At 37.7% G+C, this 20957-nt stretch carries 12 protein-coding genes; all 12 read left to right on the forward strand.

Going from position 1 to position 20957, the window contains the following annotated elements; genetic code table 11:
* Positions 1-286: 286 nt before the first annotated feature.
* The 12 genes from ACFFU9_RS12235 (at position 287) to ACFFU9_RS12290 (ending at position 20607) form a co-directional block, all read left to right on the forward strand.
* Positions 287-685, forward strand: coding sequence for a VOC family protein (locus ACFFU9_RS12235; RefSeq protein WP_379861742.1), 399 nt, complete (start codon positions 287-289; stop codon positions 683-685).
* A 664-nt stretch (positions 686-1349) separates the two neighbouring features.
* On the forward strand, positions 1350-2051 hold the full coding sequence (locus ACFFU9_RS12240; RefSeq protein WP_379861743.1) for an outer membrane beta-barrel protein: 702 nt from the start codon (positions 1350-1352) through the stop codon (positions 2049-2051).
* Between the two features lie 14 nt (positions 2052-2065).
* A complete protein-coding gene (locus tag ACFFU9_RS12245; protein WP_379861744.1) occupies positions 2066-2797 on the forward strand; it encodes an outer membrane beta-barrel protein in 732 nt (243 codons plus the stop codon).
* A 31-nt stretch (positions 2798-2828) separates the two neighbouring features.
* Entirely contained in the window at positions 2829-4790 is a 1962-nt protein-coding gene (locus ACFFU9_RS12250) for a T9SS type A sorting domain-containing protein (RefSeq protein ID WP_379861745.1), read from the forward strand.
* 42 nt (positions 4791-4832) lie between these two features.
* Entirely contained in the window at positions 4833-14570 is a 9738-nt protein-coding gene (locus tag ACFFU9_RS12255) for a toxin TcdB middle/N-terminal domain-containing protein (protein ID WP_379861746.1), read from the forward strand.
* Positions 14570-15019, forward strand: coding sequence for a hypothetical protein (locus ACFFU9_RS12260; protein ID WP_379861747.1), 450 nt, complete (start codon positions 14570-14572; stop codon positions 15017-15019). Before ACFFU9_RS12255 ends, ACFFU9_RS12260 begins: the two co-directional genes overlap by 1 nt.
* Before the next feature lie 312 nt (positions 15020-15331).
* Positions 15332-15889, forward strand: a complete 558-nt coding sequence (locus ACFFU9_RS12265) for a hypothetical protein (protein WP_379861748.1) — start codon at positions 15332-15334, stop codon at positions 15887-15889.
* The gene (locus tag ACFFU9_RS12270) at positions 15853-17007 is read left to right on the forward strand and encodes an RHS repeat domain-containing protein (protein WP_379861749.1); all 1155 of its coding nucleotides are present in this window, start codon (positions 15853-15855) and stop codon (positions 17005-17007) included. Before ACFFU9_RS12265 ends, ACFFU9_RS12270 begins: the two co-directional genes overlap by 37 nt.
* 7 nt (positions 17008-17014) lie before the next feature.
* Positions 17015-17344 (forward strand): hypothetical protein, encoded by a 330-nt coding sequence (locus tag ACFFU9_RS12275; RefSeq protein WP_379861750.1) that lies wholly within the window; start codon positions 17015-17017, stop codon positions 17342-17344.
* Positions 17345-17528: 184 nt separating this feature from the next.
* Positions 17529-18368, forward strand: coding sequence for an RHS repeat-associated core domain-containing protein (locus ACFFU9_RS12280; RefSeq protein WP_379861751.1), 840 nt, complete (start codon positions 17529-17531; stop codon positions 18366-18368).
* Between the two features lie 888 nt (positions 18369-19256).
* The gene (locus tag ACFFU9_RS12285) at positions 19257-20129 is read left to right on the forward strand and encodes an RHS repeat domain-containing protein (RefSeq protein ID WP_379861752.1); all 873 of its coding nucleotides are present in this window, start codon (positions 19257-19259) and stop codon (positions 20127-20129) included.
* A 7-nt stretch (positions 20130-20136) separates the two neighbouring features.
* The gene (locus ACFFU9_RS12290) at positions 20137-20607 is read left to right on the forward strand and encodes a hypothetical protein (RefSeq protein ID WP_379861753.1); all 471 of its coding nucleotides are present in this window, start codon (positions 20137-20139) and stop codon (positions 20605-20607) included.
* Positions 20608-20957 lie beyond the last annotated feature (350 nt).

The raw sequence follows: 20957 nt of genomic DNA on the forward strand, positions 1-20957 counted from the left end.
TGTTTTGAAAGTTTACATTAAGGTTTTGAAAATTATCAATTCTAAATTAGTGGGGACCCAACCACTTTATTAGCATAAATCGTTTTATTATTTGCTCAATTGAAAAATTGAAAAAAATTGCAGCACTAACACTATCACTAACAGAACAATGAAGAAAAACACGCAAAATTAAAGAAAACAGAAAAATGGAATAAAGCAAATTATTTTATTAAACCAGCTAACGATTAAACCTCGTTTGAAATACCTTTAGAACTATTAAATGTTGAATCTATAAATAAAAGAAATAATGAAAATACAAGCATATTTAGCGTTTGGAGGAAATTGTCAAGAAGCACTTAGTTTTTATAGTGATTTATTTAACGCCAAAATCATTAATCGCAAGACCTATGAGGATAAAAAAATTGATGTTCCATCTTCTTATAGAAACAAATTACAACATGCTGAGATAAAAGGAGATCATATTTACTTTATGGCCTACGATGCCTCTCCGGATACACCACTTAATAATGGAAACCAAATTCATATGAGCATTGAAGCTTCAGATATCAACGAAGGCAAAGAACTCTTTGAGAAATTATCGAAAGGCGGACAAGTGCACCATAACTATAGAGAAAGAGAGTGGGGTTACTTTGGTCGATGCACAGATAAATATGGTATTGGCTGGATGGTTAATCATAATCAATAAATTATATATTTTTAAAAACATTAAAAACCTTCTGAATTAAAGTTCAGAAGGTTTTGTTTTTTATAATTCTGTTTTTCATTACTATATATTTAGTGAAGCCATCGTAGAAACGCCAACTCTTTCAAAACTTTTCACAACACCCATTAGGCACTACACAACCAGAAACAAGATTTCAAATCTTATTAAAAAAGCTCATAGCTTACATAAGTATATTGCTATGGTGATACAATGGGTTTTTATAGCCAAAGAGAATAAGGAAATCTCAGATCTTTCAAAAAAAAAAAAAAAAAAAACGGCAACCATCAAAAAACATTTTTTTAAAATGGTTTTTATTATTTCCTATTCTAACACCCCTTTATAATACGCTTATTTTTAAAAGCATAGATATGAGCAACCAATATGATAAGACGTGAAACTTAAATCGTAAGGCTTCAATTTAGAACACACTAGTTAAATATGAATATGCCAAGTTTGAAATTAAAATAATTTCTAATAAAAACATAGTGTATTTGTAAGATTAACACACAACAACTAAACCATAATCAATAAAAACTACCGTTAATCGATTTTAAAGAATTTTATCAACCAAAAAAGATGCTTTAACCTACAGAAAAAACATATTGTTCTCTATTAATACATATATTCGCACAATATTTTTTTGTAAATGAAAGCCATATTATACCTACTAATATTTAGTTTTTTTTTCACTATTGTACTCCACTCCCAAAACGAGACCAATATTACTTACGGATTAAAGCTCGGAGGATTGCATTCTAAAATCAGTCACTTACCAGAAAGTATTAAAGGAAGGGACAACACCTATAGCCATAGTGTTTTAAAAAGTGAAGGCGCTTATGGTATGGAAGCTGGTTTTTTTATAAACTGCAAGCTTAACGACACAAGAGTTGCTATACAACCAGAAATCCTTATAAGGCAATCTAGCGAAACCATTAATTATTCCGATACCACCGGCAAAACATTCGAATTAGGACTTAAATATTCCTATTTACAACTGGGCGCGCTTTATAAAATATATCCTTTTGAAGGATTAAACCTAGGGTTTGGTGCCTTTTATGGCATCAATTTATCTCCTAACCATATTTCGTATGCGTCTAACGAAGCAGACGGCATATATGATGTGGCCACAAGGCAGTTTTATCAAGACGGTCTTGATGGTGCAGACGATTTTGCTTTGTGCATTAGTTTAGGCTATGAGTTGCGCAAAAGCATCCACTTTGATTTACGTTATTATCTAGGTGTTAAAGATGTTGTTAAAAGCAACGCCTCTTCTTTCCAATTCATTGAAAACCAAAACAAAAGCAGTGTTATTAGTTTCTCTATAGGCTATAGTTTTCATCAGTGGTAATTACAATAAAAATTATGAAAAAACTTACTCTCCTTATCTTTTTGTTTAGTCTAAAATCCCTGTATGCACAAGGCGGAAGGGAGATTACATATGGTCTTTTTGCAGGCGGCCTCTACTCCACCATGTCCAATCTCCCAGACGTTATTGTTCCCAAAGGCGTTTATGAAGGTTACACTTTAGAAGAAAAAGGCAAGTTTGGAGCTACAGCAGGTATTATGATCAATTGGAAATATCCCTATGCCAAAATAAGTGTGCAACCCGAATTATCCTATTCTTTTCAGGCTACAGATTTGGCCTATGAAGACATTCATGGCCTAAATTATAAAATGACCTTCGCCTACAGTTATCTTAATGCGGGTATGCAATTTAAATACTATCCTATAGAAGGAATGTACGTAGGCATTGGGCCATCTATGGCATTTAATATAACCAGCGACAATATAACATACAGCTCTAACGCAGAAGACATCTTTGGGGGCTCCGGCACTTATTATGAGCCAGACACGGAGGTTCAAAATGTACTAAACGCATCCTTAACAGGTAAAAACTATTTTTACGGAACCTTTTCGCTAGGGTATGAATTCAATTCCCAGTTCTTTATAGGAGCACGCTATGCATTAGGAATTTCCGATGCTTTAGCTACAGAAGAAAATGGGCATCGTTATCAGGAAAACACTAATAAAATCAATAGCATATCATTATATATAGGGTATGCCTTTGATTTTGATGACCTTACCAATTTCTAATAAGACATGTCCTTTTAAAACATCGGATTTTATGTGCAAAATATATTTTTTAATAGCCAACCTTATATTATTAACAAGGCCTTACGTCGTTTTTTCTCAACAAAACATACTACCTGGCGCTGTAGAATATCCTATTTTTTGGATTAAAGCAAAACATAATAAAACAGATTTTTACTGGGAGAATCTTACAGGGAATCCTTCTGGAATTACACAAAAAAAACATAGTGGCGCGCTTCTTAATTTCAACCCCAGTATTGCATTGAGCACCAACCAACTCCCTATAACCCTGCCCTTAGGCACAACAAGCCAAAAGCGGCACACCTTATTTTTGGTATACAAAGCAGAAGACAGTATAAAAGAACAGTTTTTATGGACCATAACAGATGCTAAAAAAACCCAATCATTAGCCACTACCAAGCGCTTAGTCGATTTAAGGACATATGCGTACCAGACCTATCCAGAAACGGTTTCCCCCCAGAAAGCAAACATTCACTTTTTTCAGCAGCATGTTACAGATAGCATAGCAAAACCCACATTTTTAACTATAGGGCAACACTCTAAACTCGAAAGCTTACCTCCAGAAGCATTTAAAGGACATATTAGTGAAATTTTGGTGTATAACAGGATTTTATCAGGACAGGACATCCAAAAAATAGCGAGTTATCTCAGTATTAAATACGGTATTTCACTACTCCCATTCGGAATTAAAAACTATCTAAACAGCCAAGGCGAAACCATTTGGGAACTCGAAAAACACAAAGACTTTAGCACACGCATAACAGCTGTAGGACGAGACGATGCTAGCGGATTACGGCACTTAAAAAGCAGTAATATGACGGATGAGGGGCTTTTAACCCTAGAGCTTTCTAGTAAAAGCAATCACATTCCAAATACGTACTTTGCTTTTTGGAGCGACAATGGCCAAGATCTTTTAGTTAAAAAACAAGAGCAGGGTGAGCCTATAGGAATTTCAAGAGCATGGCAATTAGACTTTTCTAACCCTACCGATCTAGTACTGGATTGGGTGTTTAATCCCAATTTTATAAAAGGAAGTCTACCAAAAGACACCTACTATTGGTTACTGGTAGATTACTCTGGAACTGGAAATTATAATGAAAATGATTCAGAATATATTCGATTAGCAAGCACCTCATCCCGTGAAAAACTGGTGTTAAGAGATTTTAATTGGGACAAACACCAGACAGGAAAAACAAAATTCACCATTAAAATTGCACCCGAACTGTTTAGCCGGGTGTGGATTACCGAGGCCAGTTGCGACGGGTTAGCTTCTGGCGCACTACGTTATACCATAGAAGGCGGACAAGCCCCATACACGATTACCGTTAAAAAAACCGATAGTAACACAATTTTAAAACAGTGGACCCAAAATGCCAAAACCGACACAAGTTTACCTGTATCTTCTGGCAACTACACATATATCGTACGTGATGCCAAAGGGCGTTTATATAGCGAAAGTGTATTTGTGGCCGATAAAGAAGGGACGTTCTCTAATTTAAAACCTGAATATCTTTTAAGTTCTAAACATGCGTTGGTTTTAGATGCCAGTACAGCTCTTACAGAAGCAAACACATCTTATATGTGGTATTACGAAGGCACCTTTATTAATAACACCCCAAAAATAACAATCGATCAAGCTGGCGATTATGAGCTACGGTTACGAAACGACCAAGGATGTTACACTAGTAAAAAAATTAAGGTTATTAGTGATGGAAGCGCTCAAAACAACGCTAGCACCATGTATGTATACCCAAACCCTGCAGTAGATGGGCATTACAATATCGCTTTACAGTTTCCTTCAAAAACAAACGCCATAATAACCATTTATTCACCAACAGGCGCCCTGTTAAAACAAGAAACACTCTATAACATAGAACATCATATGTATACAGATACAATAAAAGCTACCGGTATGTATATGATTACGGTGGTCTCTAATTTCGGAACCAAAACGCTAAAATTAATCATCGAATAAAAAACAACCCTATACGATTGCCCCCAATCGCCATTCCTACTTATGAAAACGAACATTATATTAATCCTTTTTCTTGTTGGCTCTTTTTTGTTCGCCTCAAAATTAGCCCACCACCCTACGCCACTTTTTTTCAAGACACCTCTTAATGAAGACAAACCAAATCCACCTCTTAAGTCCTTAGGTTCAAGCCCTATAGCAGAAAAAACAAAGGTTTTTACTGCCGATATTGCCCAAGGTACTATTGGTGTATACGATGCTTTAGAAATAGATGATGCATTCGACAATGTTTTTCATCTTAACATCACAACCCTGCCATCACCACACGAAAGTGCTTATTTAGAGTATGAATTGTTCGGTTACAGCCAAAGTGCATCCATTTCTAGAAGTTTAAACAACCAATCGAGTATCGGGGGCCTTTTTCTATCTCACAATAAAAAATGGACAAAACAATCAGAATTACTTTCTGAACAATCCTTACGTACTGGAGATAATGTGTTATTATTTACTGCTCCAGAAGGCACTTCCAATGCCTATAAAATTAAAAATGTGCGGATTATCTATAAACCAGCAGTTCCTAAAACCAAGTTTACGCTTTTACAGTTTGAAAATAAACGCTACATTAAAGGCGCTAATTTCCCTTCGCAAATAAAAAAGATGACGATTGGAGATATAGCGATTAACATGAATGAGCCTGAATTTGAATTGGTTTTTGAAGCCAAAACATCTGAGGATTTTATCCTGGTAACCAAAGAGACAATTACCGGAGTGCTTAGTACAGAAAAACTGGAGTTTAAAGATTTTTTAAAAGTGAATCATTTCCGACAACTAGAACGTGCAAAAGCGCGCCTTTTTAAAGTTATTCATGCCGACACCCAAAACACACTAGCCTATAATCCTTTTTCAGCTATTTTTCCAAGCGGTGCCTTAAAAAACACTCTTACGGTTTCTGTTGGTGCTTTGCGAAAAATAGACATCGCCCCTTTAAACTCGGCCATGGTAAATGTTACGGGAACCCATGCCGGTTTCCGGTTATTACCCCACGGAACTGTTTTCGATAAAGCGGTAACCCTTACACTTCCCTACAATAAAACTCTAATTCCTGAAGGCTATACCGAACAGGATATTCAGGTGTTTTACTTTGATGAGCATAAAAAATTATGGCAAAATGTTCATAAGGATTCATTGGATGTTAAAAATGAAATCGTTACAGCCAAAACAACGCATTTTACCGATTTTATTGCGGGCATCATTAAAATGCCTGAGTCTCCTGAAACTTCAGGATATACGCCTACCAGTATTAAAGATTTAAAAGCCGCCAGTCCTTTGATAGGCATTCAATCTATCGCTCCGCCCTCTGCAAACGGAAGAGGAACGGCGCGTACAGAATTCGGTATTGCCATTCCAAACGGACGTGGCGGCATGCAACCGTCTTTAAATTTACAATACGATAGCGATGGCGGCCACAGTTGGGCAGGAACGGGATGGGATATTTCCATTCCCGCAGTTACCATTGAAACCCGTTGGGGTGCGCCACGCTATGATGCCGATCGGGAAACCGAATCCTATGCGATTGCTGGCGAAGCTTTAATTCCCAACACCCATCGGGCCGCTTGGATAAGCAGAACGGCAGATAAACAGTTTTACCCGCGCCGCGAGGGTGCCTTTCAACACATTACCCGGAAAGGTTCATCACCTAAAAACTATTATTGGATTGTAAAAGACAAAAGCGGTGTAACCCATTATTACGGCGGAACACCTTCTGGATTAGCAGCTAATCGAATTTTACAAGATGCCTCTGGAAACATTGGGCATTGGGCATTGGCCATGCAAATAGATTTAAAGGGAAATAGTGTTGCATATGAGTATGATAAAATAGACGGGGAACTCTATCTTAAAAAAGTATATTATACGGGGTTTGGTTCAAATAAAGGACACTACAGTGTCACTTTCCTTAAAAACTCCGATTTAGGAGAACCCAACCGACCAGACGTACAGCTATCTGCGCGACTGGGCTTTAAACAGTTGAACAATCAATTACTGAGAAAAATAGAAGTGCGTTACAAAAACGAGAGGGTTCGTAGTTACGAACTGCATTATACCGAAGGCGCTTTCAAAAAAACCTTACTCAAATCGGTTTCTGAATATGATTCGGAATCCAAATTATTCTACACCAATACCCTCGATTATTTTGATGATATTCGGGATGCATCGGGAAAATATGTACCTTTTGGGCCGGAAGAAAAATGGAACGTGGCTTCAGATAATATTACCCAAGGATTTACTGGAATTAAAGATTTTGAGAGTAATCATACTTTAGCAGGTAGTACCAATGGTTTGTCTCAAGGAATAAGCTATAGATTAGGAGTTGGTCTTCCTGCTTTAGGTTTTTTTAAATCCAATACATTAGGGCCTCATGGTGGAAATTCTTGGGGAACCTCTAATGTATCACTCGTGTTAGAAGATATAGACGGCGACTCTTTTCCTGATAAAATATTTAAAGTTGGCAATAAGGTTTACTACCGAAAAAATTTATATGGTTCAGGGCAGAATGGTTTTGGAGAAGCCATTCGCATTCAGAATTTGGATAACTTAGGGTTTACTAAATCAAAAACATTCAATTGGGGCGTAGACGCCACAGTAGGTTATGGAAAAGCTTCAGCAAATGTGGGCTATGATGAGCAACGCTCCACCAATAAAACCTTAAGCTATTTCATGGACTTTAATGGAGATGGTTTGGTTGATTTCGTAGACGGCGGACAAGTGTATTATAACCGTATTATAGATGGCGTACCTCATTTTATTGCACACAGCTCGGGCACCCCTGCACCTGTGTCTGGCGAAGGCCTACTAGACTTAAGCAGTCCTGATCGCACAAAAGAATTACAGGAATTATTAGACAAAAATCCTTTACATGATGTTGTAAGAGTATGGCAAGCGCCTGCTAAGGGTGATATTGTTATTACGCAAAGTTTTGCGTTGCTAGAAGATTTCTCAGAAGAACGTCAGCACTACAAAACGCGAGATGGACAGGAAAAAGCAGATGGTGTACATCTGTATTTTCAAAAAGGCCAAACATTAATTTGGGAGGAAACCATTGCTGCCCATGATTATACTTTAAAAACAAAACCTGCTGAAACTTTATCGGTTGAAAAAGGAGAACGCTTATATTTTAGAGTAAGTTCTTTAAAAGATGGCAATTACGATAAAGTGATTTGGGATCCAAAAATAGAATACACAAAAGTAATCGATTATTATAAGGATGCTGGCATTATAAAAAACAAATGGATAGAGATAGAGGGTGCTGTAGATGCGAATTTACTACCTCTCAAAACCTATCAAGCCTCAACAGATTTTTTTGTTAGCGCCTCTAATGCAGTAGTTATTCCCAAAGCAGGTATCATTAAATTTTCTGGTCAATTTAAAAAACCTATAACTTCAGATCACGTGACTTTAAAAGTGATTAAAACCGTAATAGGCACAACAACAGAAACCATACTGTATCAAAAATTATTTCTAGCTTCTGAAATTGTAGATTTAGACCTCGCTACACTTCATTTTAATATTACCGAAGATCAAGCTTTTGTAAACATGCAACTTGAAACGCTTACTAATATTGATGTAAAAGGATTGGTAACAGCTTCCACACTTACAATTCCTGCTATATCTGGTACAAAGCCAGAGGAAAACATTAAAAATGTAGATATTTCTCATTCTTTTTACACAAAACGAGATGGGAATTATAGTATTACTGAAAAAAAACCAATCAATTCTGGCACGTTAGAGTTGTCTATAGATCCGGACGATTACCCATTGATTTCAGGAATAATGGGAACCAAATATAATGGTGAAATTATCATTAGTGCTAAACAAAATAATAATTTAATCGCTAGAAAGACCTTTCACGTAAACGATGGCGTGTTAGAAGAAACGACTTCTGCATTCGATAAAGATTATAATTATGTTAATGCAAAAAAAGACCTCCCGATTGCGCTAGAAATATACGTTAGCAATCCAGTTTTATTAGACATTATAAAAGCATATCCAAATAACAAAGCTTTAAAAATCAACTATTATATAGAAGAAATTATTGAAGATCCTAAGCAGGTTATAATATGGGAGGAAACAACGGATGAATTTTCTATATATACGGAAGTGCCAGCGGAATCTCTTACTTTAGGAATATTATATAGAAACTGGGGAAGTTTTATCATTAACGGAAACCTCGCCGATAAAACAATCGACCAGACCAAATTAAAGGCAGAATCCAGTACTACTAACCCAGGTAATCTTCCCGATTTAAGCAATTTAGACCCAGACAGTATGCCTTCAGGCTTTGAGAGCAGCAATCATTACTTTATTCAAAGTACACCCGTATATTCAGAAAATATAGTTTACGGCTCTGAAAAAGCATGTTTTATTCAAAATGAGTTTATGGGTACATCACGCTTAGGCGAAGATGACTTTACAGAATATATTGATTTTTCTTTACCCAACACTAGTACAGTTGGTGGCGCTACTACCGCCCTAGACATGGTTTCTGAAAGCAAAAGTCGTAGTTTTTCTGCTGGAGTTAGTGGCCAAGTAGGCATTGGAGGTGGTGTTAGCACTTCTAAGGGCGATTCTTATGTCGTACAAACGATGAGCGATTTTAATGGCGATCGTTACCCCGATTACATTAGAGATGGCGAGCTGCAATACACGTCTCCTACGGGAGGCATAACAGACCAAAAAATTACTATTGGTAATTTTAGCCATTCCGAAAACAGCGCTCTGGGTGGTAGTTTATCAGGCAGTTACAGCCACGGTGCACCTGCAAATTCATTACAATTAAATATTAGCAAAGCAGCAGTTACAAAAAACTACACACAATCTGGAGCTGCCAATGAAGCTGAAAAAGGAGGAAAAGCCGTTTCATTAGGCGGAAATATAGGTTCAGGTAGCGACCATTCTGAAAAAATATTTTCAGATATAAATGGAGACGGTTTGGCAGATAAAATAGAAGCCAACGAAACCGTGTCTTTAAACAGCGGTTATGGTTTTCTACCAGCAGAACACTGGCCCAATATGAATGTTATTAATAAAGGAGAATCAAAGGATTACAGTGCCAATTTAGGTTATAGTATTTATAATGGTTCCTTTTCTGGAGGATTAAATTATGGAAGTTCTACCTCTAATAGTACAAATTCTTTTTTAGACATTAATGGAGACGGATTAGCCGATAAAATAAGCTACCAAGAACACCATGTTTTAGTAGAATTTAATATGGGTAATTATTTTGACGCCCCTGTGTCTTATCCCAAATATAGTGCTATGGCACAAAATACATCTGTGAGTTATGGCTTTAGCGCTAATGCTTCTTATGATATCCCTTTAGTGCCTCCTATCATTGTCATGAAATTGACCCCAAGTTTTGGTGCTAGTTTAGGAGCCAGTACGTCGCGTTCCGAAGCCTCCTTCTCAGACATCGATGGCGACGGAAACCTAGACTACATCTTATCTACCGATGAAGACAATCTTACCGTGCGGCTTTCCAACATCAAAAGAACCAACAAACTAAAAGCGGTAACCAATGCCGCAGGGAATAGTTATGAAATCGATTATGCATTGCTAAAGCCAACCTATGAAAACCCTTCCGCCAAATGGGTTTTACAGTCCGTAGATATAAACGATGGTCATGTGGGCGATGGCATCGATCATGCGGTAGCTAAGTTTACATATGAAGACGGTTATTACGACCGTCGTGAACGTGAGTTTTATGGCTTCGGAAAAATAATCCAAGAACAAATAGATGCGGCTGATAATTCGGTTTTTACAACCACCATTCAAGAGTTTTACAATCAGGATTATTTCCGTAAAAACATATTGAAACGTACTGCTACATTAGATAAAAATGGTAAAATACGTCAAGAATCCACTCATACCTATAGTTTTATAGATGTAGCGACACAAACAAGCGTTCCTGTTGCGACTCTAAATGCACCTATACAAGACAGTAAACGCATTTTTATAGGCTTAATTCATACCAACCAAAAAATGTACGAAGGCGGTAGTGCATATCTCGAAACCAACAGCTTCAACACCTACGATGCCCAAGGAAACATCATCCAATATGAAGATTTAGGTAACGGTACACCCGACGATAAAGTAACGGCAAAAATTAGCTACCACGAAAGCACCACGCCTTATTATGGCGGCATTCCAAAACAATTGGAAGTCTTTACTGTAGATGGGTTGCGCCGTAAAAGAGCTACCACCATCAACCCGACCACGGCAGAGGTTACCCAAATTAAAAACTACAGTGCTGCCGATAAGGTGGCCGTAACCGATTTGGTATATGATCCCTACGGAAACCTTCAAAAAATTACAGGGCCTGCCAACCACAAAGACCAGCGTATGACTTTGGACTATGTTTACGATACCGACAACCATCAATTTCTATTAGAAATTAAAGATGCCTTTGGATATCAAAACAAAATGGAATACGATTACCGTTTCGGGATGCCACTAAAAAGCACAGACAGAAATGATCAAAGCACTGAATATACGATGGATGCCGTTGGTCGTCCAAAAACCATTCGGGGGCCTTACGAAATTGCTAGCGGCAAAGCCTATACGATTGCCTACGATTATTTTCCAGATGCTGATGTTCCCTTCGCCATAACTAGAAATTACGATCCCGAATTAGACAAAGACATCGAAACCTACACCTATACCGATGGATTGGGCAGAGCTTTACAAATTAAGAAAACGGCAAGTTTATTTACCACTGCAGGAAGCCCCGACCAGGAAGCGCATATTGTTTCTGGAAAAGTTATTTATGATGGGCTGGGCAGGCCAATAACCAGTTATTATCCAACAACCACAACCGCTATAGATGCTACTTTTAGTACTGCGGTATCCAACGTACCCCCTACCCAAACCGAATACGATGAAGTAGGCCGTGCCGTAAAAGTAATCCTGCCAGACAGTAGTACGAATACCACGACTTTTAAAATTGATGAATTTGAAGGCGTTCCTACGATGCTCACCACGCAAACCGATGCCTTAAACAAAACCGTGCAATCGCAAACCGATGTAAAAGGAAGAAACCTGGCCAGCATCCAGAATACTTTAGTAACCCAGTTTGGGTACAATGCCTTAAGCGAACTGGTACAGGTAACCGATGCTATGGAGCATTTAACCCTTAGTACTTACGATTGGTTGGGCCAACGCACCGAGTTTACACATCCCGATGCAGGAACCACCACGATGCAATACGATTTGGCGGGCAACTTGACCAAGCGCATTACCCAAGACATCAAGAACACCGTACCTAATGGAGGCGCTATCCAATACGAGTACGATTACAACCGTTTGGAAAGCATCAAATACCCCAAAAACCCACAGAACAATGTACAATACAATTATGGCAAAGCCGATGGTACCGCTTCTCGCCGAGGCAGATTGTGGTTTGTGCAAGATGCCAGTGGCGGTCAGGAATTTTTCTATGGTAAACTAGGTGAAGTCGAAAAAGAGATTCGCACGCTTCGCATGACCCCTACCGATGTGCAAACCTATATTTCACAGTTTGAATACGATACTTGGAACCGCATCCAAAAAATGACCTATCCCGATGGCGAAGTGGTGGATTACACCTACAACCGAGCAGGGAATTTGCAAAGCATGCAGGGTAAAAAAGAAGGGCATACCTATGATTATATCAAACAATTGGCCTATGATAAATTTGAACAACGCAAGTATTTAAAATACGGCAACGATACCGAGACCAATTACACCTACGATCCTACGATGCGAAGGTTGCAGCAGCTGCAAGTAAAAAGCGGCACGAGACAGGTGATGAATAATTCGTACCGCTATGATTTGGTGGGGAATGTATTGGGTATCAACAACGCAGCACCCATTATCAATAATACCTTGGGCGGAACGGCTATGCACGAATACCAATACGATGATTTTTATCGATTAAAATCGGCCAAAGCCCTTTACAACGGCGAGTTTACCGAGGCCAAGTACGAGCTGAACATGAGCTACAACGATATGCACAACATCATCAAAAAAGACTTAGTGCATACAGTAAACAACGAGCAAAAAGGCTATGTTTTAGATTATAATTATGACAATGCACTGCACCCCAATGCCCCCAATAAAATTACAGAGCTAGGAAAACCCGACGCACGCGAGTACGTGTACGATGGCAACGGAAACCCAACCAGTTATACCGAAACCCAAAGTTTCCGTAAAATGACTTGGGACGAAGAAAACCGTTTAATGGGAATTAACGACAACGGCAGGATTCACCAATACACCTATGATGCCGGTGGCGAACGCGTGATAAAAAGTTCTGGCGATTCTCAAAATGTTGCTATTAACGGACAAACGGCTGCCACCATTGTGCATACCGATGATTATACGGGCTATGTCTCGCCCTATTTTGTAATAAGCAAAGGTAAATTTACCAAGCATTATTTTGAGGGCGCAGGGCGTATCGTAAGCAAATTGGGCAACGGAACCTTTGCACAGCCCTTGGGCATTACCGCTGGAGGAGTAAACTATACAAAGCTGACTGCCGAACAGCAAAAAGCCATGGACACCTATGTACGAGCGTTGGGCGTGCCACCAGGGCCTCCCACCCAGCAAGGGATTTATGCTACACCAGAATTTACTGGTAATCCATACCCAAGTGACGTTTTAAGACCAACCGAGGAAAACCAAGAACCCCCAGAAGGCTGGCCCAGAAACCCTATCTGGAACAAGAACGGCGACGTGCCAGGGCCACCTGTACAGTTTGGCCCACCCGTAAATCCCGAAACCGTAAAACCTGCCGAAGGTTTTACAGATATTGGGTTACCCGAAAATGATATTTTTTATTTTCACCCCGATCATCTCGGAAGTACGTCGTATATTACAGCCCAAAATGGAAGCATAAGTCAACACGTGGAATATATCGCTTTTGGAGAGATTTTGTTCGAGGAGCATAGCTCGAGTTTTTCAAGTCCATATTTGTTTAATGGGAAGGAGTTGGATCCGGAAACGAATTTATCGTATTTTGGTGCGCGTTATTATGATGCGAAGGTGAGTTTGTGGTTGAGTGTGGATCCGTTGGCGGAGAACTATCCTAATGAAAGTCCATATGTTTTTGTACATAACAGCCCTTTGATTTACGTAGATCCAGACGGTAGAGACGCAATACTGGTTGTATTCCCAGACTATAAAGTAGATACAGAAACAAAATTATTTGGAAAGCAGCCTTTAGGACACGCAGGAGTACTTTTGATTAATAATAAAACTGGTTATACTCGTTACTATGAATATGGGCGTTACCGTACTGATGATGGAACAAAAGGTAAAGTAAGGAATGTTAGAGTATCTAATGTTGTTATTGACCCAGAAACGGGAAAACCTACTCTAGCTTCTTTAAACAAAATTCTTGGTCAAATTTCTAAAGCATCAGGACAAAATGGACGAATACAAGGTGCCTATGTTACAGGAGATTTTGATAAAATGAATGAGTATGCTCAAGGGAAATTAAATGAAAGTAGTGACCCTAATCATACTGATTATAAAAAAGATAGAGAGCCGTATTCATTAATTGGAAATAATTGTGGTACGTTTGGTTGTGATGTTTTAAAGCAAGATGAAGGAGCAAAGAAAAAAGCACCTTGGATATTTAACCCGACGCCTAATAATATTGCAGAGGAATATCAAGACAATTTTCCAAAGGTTGATTACACCCCGAAGACAAAAAACACTACAAGTGATATTTATAAAAAAGAAAATTAATGAAGAAGTGGTTAATAATTATTGCAATAATTAGTTTTTTAGGGTTTGTACTATTTAAGTATATTTTTGATAAGCAACCTTGCCTCCCTCCGGAAAGACACGAACTTGTTCCTTTAGTTGCGATTTGGAGTGGTGGTTGTGATGGAGGTGAATGGATAGAATTAGTTGAAATTAAAGAAGATAAATATCGATTTAGAATTTATCAAGATTGGAATGGAGAGTTAAAAATGGATGCTGATTTTGAGTTTAGAGAAGATAGAACTAATTTAACTCGTGTAAATTGGGAAAGCATAGTATGTTGTTATTCACAGTCGTTAGATTCATTAGTAACTTTAAGTGTTGTTGATAATGTAGAAGGTAAAAAAAAATACTACCGGTTACAATCTATTTATCCAGCTTATGGCGGTAACGATTGGGGTATAATTAAAGAGAAGTATAATCTTGAATAAAACAGAAGCCTTAAATAAATTCAAGGCTTTTTCATTACATAATGCTCTGAAGCTTAGTCTGCTTCAATAAAGCATCAAGGAGAATAAAAATGTATTATTTTTCGTTCTCTTTTAGTTGTTGGATATCAAAGACACGATTAATAATACTTTTTCTAAAAGTGTATCTGTAGCCCCACTTTTCGAAGAGTTCGAATGCTGCGCAAATACCTCTGGCTTTGCGTATTTTTTTTTGTTCTTGAAAATCAAAAATAGTGATAAAAGTCCCCAACTTTTACAGTAAAGATTTTAAGTCCGTCACAAAGTTTCCGTAAAATGACTTGGGACGAAGAAAACCGTTTAATGGGAATCAATGACAACGGCAGGATTCACCAATACACCTATGATGCCGGTGGCGAACGCGTGATAAAAAGTGCTGGCGATTCTCAAAACGTTGCTATTAACGGACAAACGGCCGCCACCATTGTGCATACCGATGATTATACGGGCTATGTCTCGCCCTATTTTGTAATAAGCAAAGGCAAATTTACCAAGCATTATTTTGAGGGCGCAGGACGTATCGTGAGCAAATTAGGCAACGGAACCTTTGCACAGCCCTTGGGCATTACCGCTGGAGGTGTAAACTATACAAAGCTGACTGCCGAACAGCAAAAAGCCATGGACACCTATGTGCGAGCGTTGGGCGTGCCACCTGGGCCGCCCACCCAGCAAGGCATTTATGCCACACCAGAATTTACTGGTAATCCATACCCAAGTGACGTTTTAAAACCAACCGAGGAAAACCCAGAGCCCCAGAAGGCTGGCCCAGAAACCCTACCTGGAACAAAAACGGAGACGTGCCAGGGCCACCTGTACAGTTTGGCCCACCCGTAAAACCCGAAACCGTAAAACCTGCCGAAGGTTTTACAGGTATTGGTTTGCCCGAAAATGATATTTTTTATTTTCACCCCGATCATTTAGGAAGTACGTCGTATATTACAACCCAAAATGGAAGCATAAGTCAACACGTGGAATATATCGCTTTTGGAGAGATTTTGTTTGAGGAGCATTCCAGCTCGTTTTCTACGCCTTATTTGTTTAATGGGAAGGAACTCGATAGAGAGACGAACCTTAGCTATTATGGGGCTAGGTATTTGGATATGAAGACTAGTTTGTGGTTGAGTGTGGATCCGTTGGCGGAGAACTATCCTAATATGGGTAGCTACATATATACAATGCAAAACCCTATTAATTTAATAGATCCTACAGGCATGGCTTCGGAAGACCCACCAACTGAAGAGGAACTTAATAATATTGGTGTTGATGTAAGCAATATGGTAGATGGATACAACTGGACAGATAATGATGGAAGCTGGAATTACAACAGACAAAGCGAAACTTGGGTTGGACAAGGTAATACAGATTATAATGTTAAAGCAAGAACCGAAAAACTTGATGAAGTTGTTGTAACAGCAAGTCGTAAAAATTCTACATCTCTTTTTGGTAATATGTTAAATACGGCTTCAGATTTATGGAATAGTCCTAGTGCTAGAATGACAGTTCCTGATAAAATTTCTTTATCATTTTCATCTTCAGCAACTGCAATTATAGGAAAAAGCACCGATTTTTCTCTCAATTGGATTACAAGAGGACACGATGCACAATTTACCCCCTATGGAATATTAACAGTTGGCATGCAAGGTGGCACTAAGGTGTCAGGTGATGCTTTAATTAATTTTAATGCGGGTTATTATACAACTACAGATATGCGAAATTTACAAATAGGACAAGCTAGAGACGGTTTACTTGGATGGAGTGCTTATGGTAGTGTCGATGGTGGCCTTGGTTTAGGCGGTTCTATTACTGGTTCGGTTGGATTTCAAGATTTACCTTTTATTAGTAGGCCTACTTGGATTTCTGGAGGTGTAGGAATTGGCGCTTCTATTGGAGGAGGTGCAACTGGAGGAGTAAGTTACAGTTGGCCAATTGTTTCAAGTCAATTCAAAAAATAAATTTTAAATGAAAAAAAAATCAATAATGTTCTTGGTTGTTTTTGTAATAATAGTAACTTTTTCGACTATTTATTTTTCTATAAGGATAAATAATTTAGAAAAAAAAATGGAAATTGATTTTAAAGTAGAAAGAGTAGAAATAACACCTGCTTTCAGAGTTGTGTTGTATGATAAAAGTGGGAATAAATTGAGATTGCAAAGATTTGTTTTTTTTGAAAGACATGGGATTCTACCAAATGATATTGTAATAAAAGAAGCAGGTTCAGAAACTCTTAATGTCTATAGAATAGATAGTTTAGGAAATAACGTTATTCATTTAAAAATGAATATGGATTAAAATTTTCCGATCATTTAGGAAGTACGTCGTATATTACAGCCCAAAATGGAAGCATAAGTCAACACGTGGAATATATCGCTTTTAACTCCCTTTTTTATTGCTTTTTTGGAGTCGTTGAATCTCATAAAATCGATTTGGAGAGGTCTTATTTGAAGAGCATAGCTCGAGTTTTTCAAGTCCTTATTTGTTTAATGGGAAGGAACTCGATAGAGAGACGAACCTTAGCTATTACGGGGCTAGGTATTTGGATATGAAGACTAGTTTGTGGTTGAGTGTGGATCCGTTGGCGGAGAAGATGCCTAGTTTTGGAGGATATGTTTATGCTTTTAACAATCCTGTTAGGTTTATTGACCCAGACGGTATGGAGCCGGATGATTGGTATTTAAATTTAGATAATGGTAATTATGAATGGCACGATGGTTCTGCGGATAAAGCAGGATATTGGAATTTAGGTACTTCGACAGATGTGGCAGTAGGTAAAGGATATTCATTACAAAATAATGGCGCTTTTTCTGATAACAATACTGGTAGGTCATATGGAAAGGGTGATGAATTAGCTGTTGGCAAAACAGGCTCATTTATACAATCTAATGGGACATTTTTCGAAGAAACACAGACTTGGGTAAATCACAATAAATCAGATTTATTGACTTTTGCTGATGATTTAAAAACTGCTGGAAATGTTATTGCCGTAGGTGGATACGGTGCTGCAGTTGTCGGTTCAGCGGTTGCTGGAGTAGGAGCTGCGCCTGGAGCTGCAATTGCGGGTATTGGTAACGGAGTGGGTTTAACAGGTTCACTTTTAGAATTTGGTGTGAACTTAATGACGGAAGATTATGGTAATGCTGGAGAAAATGCAGCCTTTATGATTGGAGGACAAGCAATAGATATGACCTTTGATAGGATACTTCCAGGCCCTACACCGAATATTTCTAATGATGCGTATCATATATTAAAACAAAACTTCACTACCATTAAGCCGATAATTATTGAAAATGCTTATGAACAAAAAAAACAGAAATAAAACAGCTCCAAATGACCAATTTAATTATAGCTATATTAACTTTTATCTTTTTTGTTTTACAAATTTTCTATTTAATCCATTGGAGTAATAGACGCGGAAAATTTAATAAAAGCGGAAAAGTTGAATTATCTGACACGTCGTCAATAGTTAAAATGGTTGCAGTATTGGCAGCTTTATTAATTAGCTCAATATTTTTCTTTTTGAATTTTTTAAATACAACCTCATAAACATATGGATCTAATATACAAATTGCTTGTACCTTTATTTGCGATATTATTTGGAACAGTACTTAAACTAACTAACCACAAACAAAATGAGAGTTTAAAAAAATACTGGTGGTTATTTGTAATGATAGGTATATCAATATTCGCTATTAGGCTTATAAATTATCTGCTCTTTGAATAAAACTTAAGCATACTTTATATCAACCGCCCACAATGACGGTTTCCTTTTGTCTTTTCCTGTAGAGAACTGCTACATCTGTCAGACTCTCTTTCTAGACTTTTAGTCTATCTATTTTAGGCAGTATCGGGTAAAAGCACGGCTGTATCTTATATAAACGTGGCTCGTAATGATAAACCTTTGTAGTGTCTTTTTTGACAGTCTTTTTCTCCTGTGCGCAAACCTCATAAAAGGCAAGCAGAACGATAAGTTAAATCAGCAATCTGACAACGTCGCCGCGTTCTTGCTGAAAGAACCCTTAAAGGTCTTGTTGGCAAATACCTTATCGATTATGCGGAAGATGTTCTGCCGACCCTTGTTCCTGTAAAACCTGCCGAAGGTTTTACAGGAATTGGGTTACCCGAAAATGATATTTTTTATTTTCACCCCGATCATCTCGGAAGTACGTCGTATATTACAGCCCAAAATGGAAGCATAAGTCAACACGTGGAATATATCGCTTTTGGAGAGATTTTGTTCGAGGAGCATAGCTCATCGTTCTCTAGTCCATATTTGTTTAATGGGAAGGAACTCGATAGAGAGACGAACCTTAGCTATTATGGGGCAAGGTATTTGGATATGAAGACTAGTTTGTGGTTGAGTGTGGATCCGTTGGCATGCAAGATGCCAAGTTGGTCTCCATATAATTTTGTTTTTAATAATCCTCTACGTTTCATTGACCCTTTAGGTCTTTCACCTGATGATATTATATTTAATTCAATTGATGATAATGGAAATAAGACTGAATTAGGCAGGATCGTAACAGATAAATTTGACCAAGAAATTAATATTGACCAAAATATTATTCCTTTTGATGTTCCAGAGAACTATGAACCAATAAGTGTAGATTTAGATGCTAATAAAATGGTTAGTAATGCTCTTGAAAGTACGGGAGTACAAGCTTTTTCATTAGATCTTTCTGGAGAGGCTGCATTTAAAGTAGGTGTGCAGCTTGAAGTAAGTTTGATAGGTATTGTTGCAGGTGACAACAAAGGAGATTTTGGAGTTACGTTACAGGGAAATGGCTTATTAGGACTTGAAGGAAGTGTTACAGGAAGTGCTTCTGCTTATTGGTCTTTAAACGGTCAAGATTTGTCTTTAGGTAATTTAAGAGGTCTTGAATATGGAGCACAAGGAAGTGTTTTCGGTGTGGCAGGTTCATATTTTGAAGGATTTGGTTTTACATCATCATACCCTTTTACTGAAAGAGTTTATGGAGGAGCATCATTAGGTGGTTCTTTGGGTATTCCTGAATTAGGAGGTAGTGGTTCAGGCTACATTGGAGTAAGTGATTTTATTTATAGGTCAGATAAAAAATAGGGTTTTTATGAAAAGGTATCTAATTGTTTTGACTATAATTATTTTTTATTCTTGTTCAGAATATAAAGGGGAGAAAGATAGTACCGCTTATGATAGTGTGGAAATTACTTTTGATGGTTATGGAGATTATGAGATTGATGGTAAATTAAAAATTTCAATAGCAAACCCTTTAGACGTAAAAGAGCTAAATCGCTTAAAAAATCAATCACAACGAAAATGGTTTGCTAACTTGAAAAGCACGGAGTTTTTTATGAGATTAGTTTATACAAACTCTAATACTGGGGAGCAATTATTAATCAGTATATCAAAAAGCACGAATTCCAGTCCTACAATAGAATATGGTTCGGGAACATTATTTGATGGAAAGTATAAAAACAGTGAACTTGTTAGCTATATTTCTTCTTTAATTAAATTAGATGTTATTAAAAAACATAAAGGAAGTTTAAGTCAAGAAGAATACAGTAATATTATCAATTAGCTTTTAGGTATTTAATTTATGAGAGTCATCTTAAATTTGGATGGCTCTTTATTACATAATGCTCTGAAGCTTAGTCTGCTTCAATAAAGCATCAAGGAGAATAAAAATGTATTATTTTTCGTTCTCTTTTAGTTGTTGGATATCAAAGACACGATTAATAATACTTTTTCTAAAAGTGTATCTGTAGCCCCACTTTTCGAAGAGTTCGTATGCTGCGCAAATACCTCTGGCTTTGCGTATTTTTTATGTTCTTGAAAATCAAAAATAGTGATAAAAGTCCCCAACTTTTACAGTAAAGATTTTAAGTCCGTCACAAAGTTTCCGTAAAATGACTTGGGACGAAGAAAACC

It is taken from the genome of Mariniflexile ostreae (assembly GCF_042427585.1).
In the GTDB taxonomy this organism is placed as follows: Bacteria; Bacteroidota; Bacteroidia; order Flavobacteriales; family Flavobacteriaceae; genus Pseudalgibacter; species Pseudalgibacter ostreae.

Excerpts from the sequence above, each read along its gene's own strand:
- ACFFU9_RS12290 (WP_379861753.1), top strand. The coding sequence starts at position 20,137 with ATGAAAAGGTATCTAATTGTTTTGACTATAATTATTTTTTATTCTTGT.
- ACFFU9_RS12240 (WP_379861743.1), top strand. The coding sequence starts at position 1,350 with ATGAAAGCCATATTATACCTACTAATATTTAGTTTTTTTTTCACTATT.
- ACFFU9_RS12250 (WP_379861745.1), top strand. The coding sequence starts at position 2,829 with ATGTGCAAAATATATTTTTTAATAGCCAACCTTATATTATTAACAAGG.
- ACFFU9_RS12275 (WP_379861750.1), top strand. The coding sequence starts at position 17,015 with ATGAAAAAAAAATCAATAATGTTCTTGGTTGTTTTTGTAATAATAGTA.
- ACFFU9_RS12245 (WP_379861744.1), top strand. The coding sequence starts at position 2,066 with ATGAAAAAACTTACTCTCCTTATCTTTTTGTTTAGTCTAAAATCCCTG.
- ACFFU9_RS12235 (WP_379861742.1), top strand. The coding sequence starts at position 287 with ATGAAAATACAAGCATATTTAGCGTTTGGAGGAAATTGTCAAGAAGCA.
- ACFFU9_RS12265 (WP_379861748.1), top strand. The coding sequence starts at position 15,332 with ATGACTTGGGACGAAGAAAACCGTTTAATGGGAATCAATGACAACGGC.
- ACFFU9_RS12255 (WP_379861746.1), top strand. The coding sequence starts at position 4,833 with ATGAAAACGAACATTATATTAATCCTTTTTCTTGTTGGCTCTTTTTTG.
- ACFFU9_RS12260 (WP_379861747.1), top strand. The coding sequence starts at position 14,570 with ATGAAGAAGTGGTTAATAATTATTGCAATAATTAGTTTTTTAGGGTTT.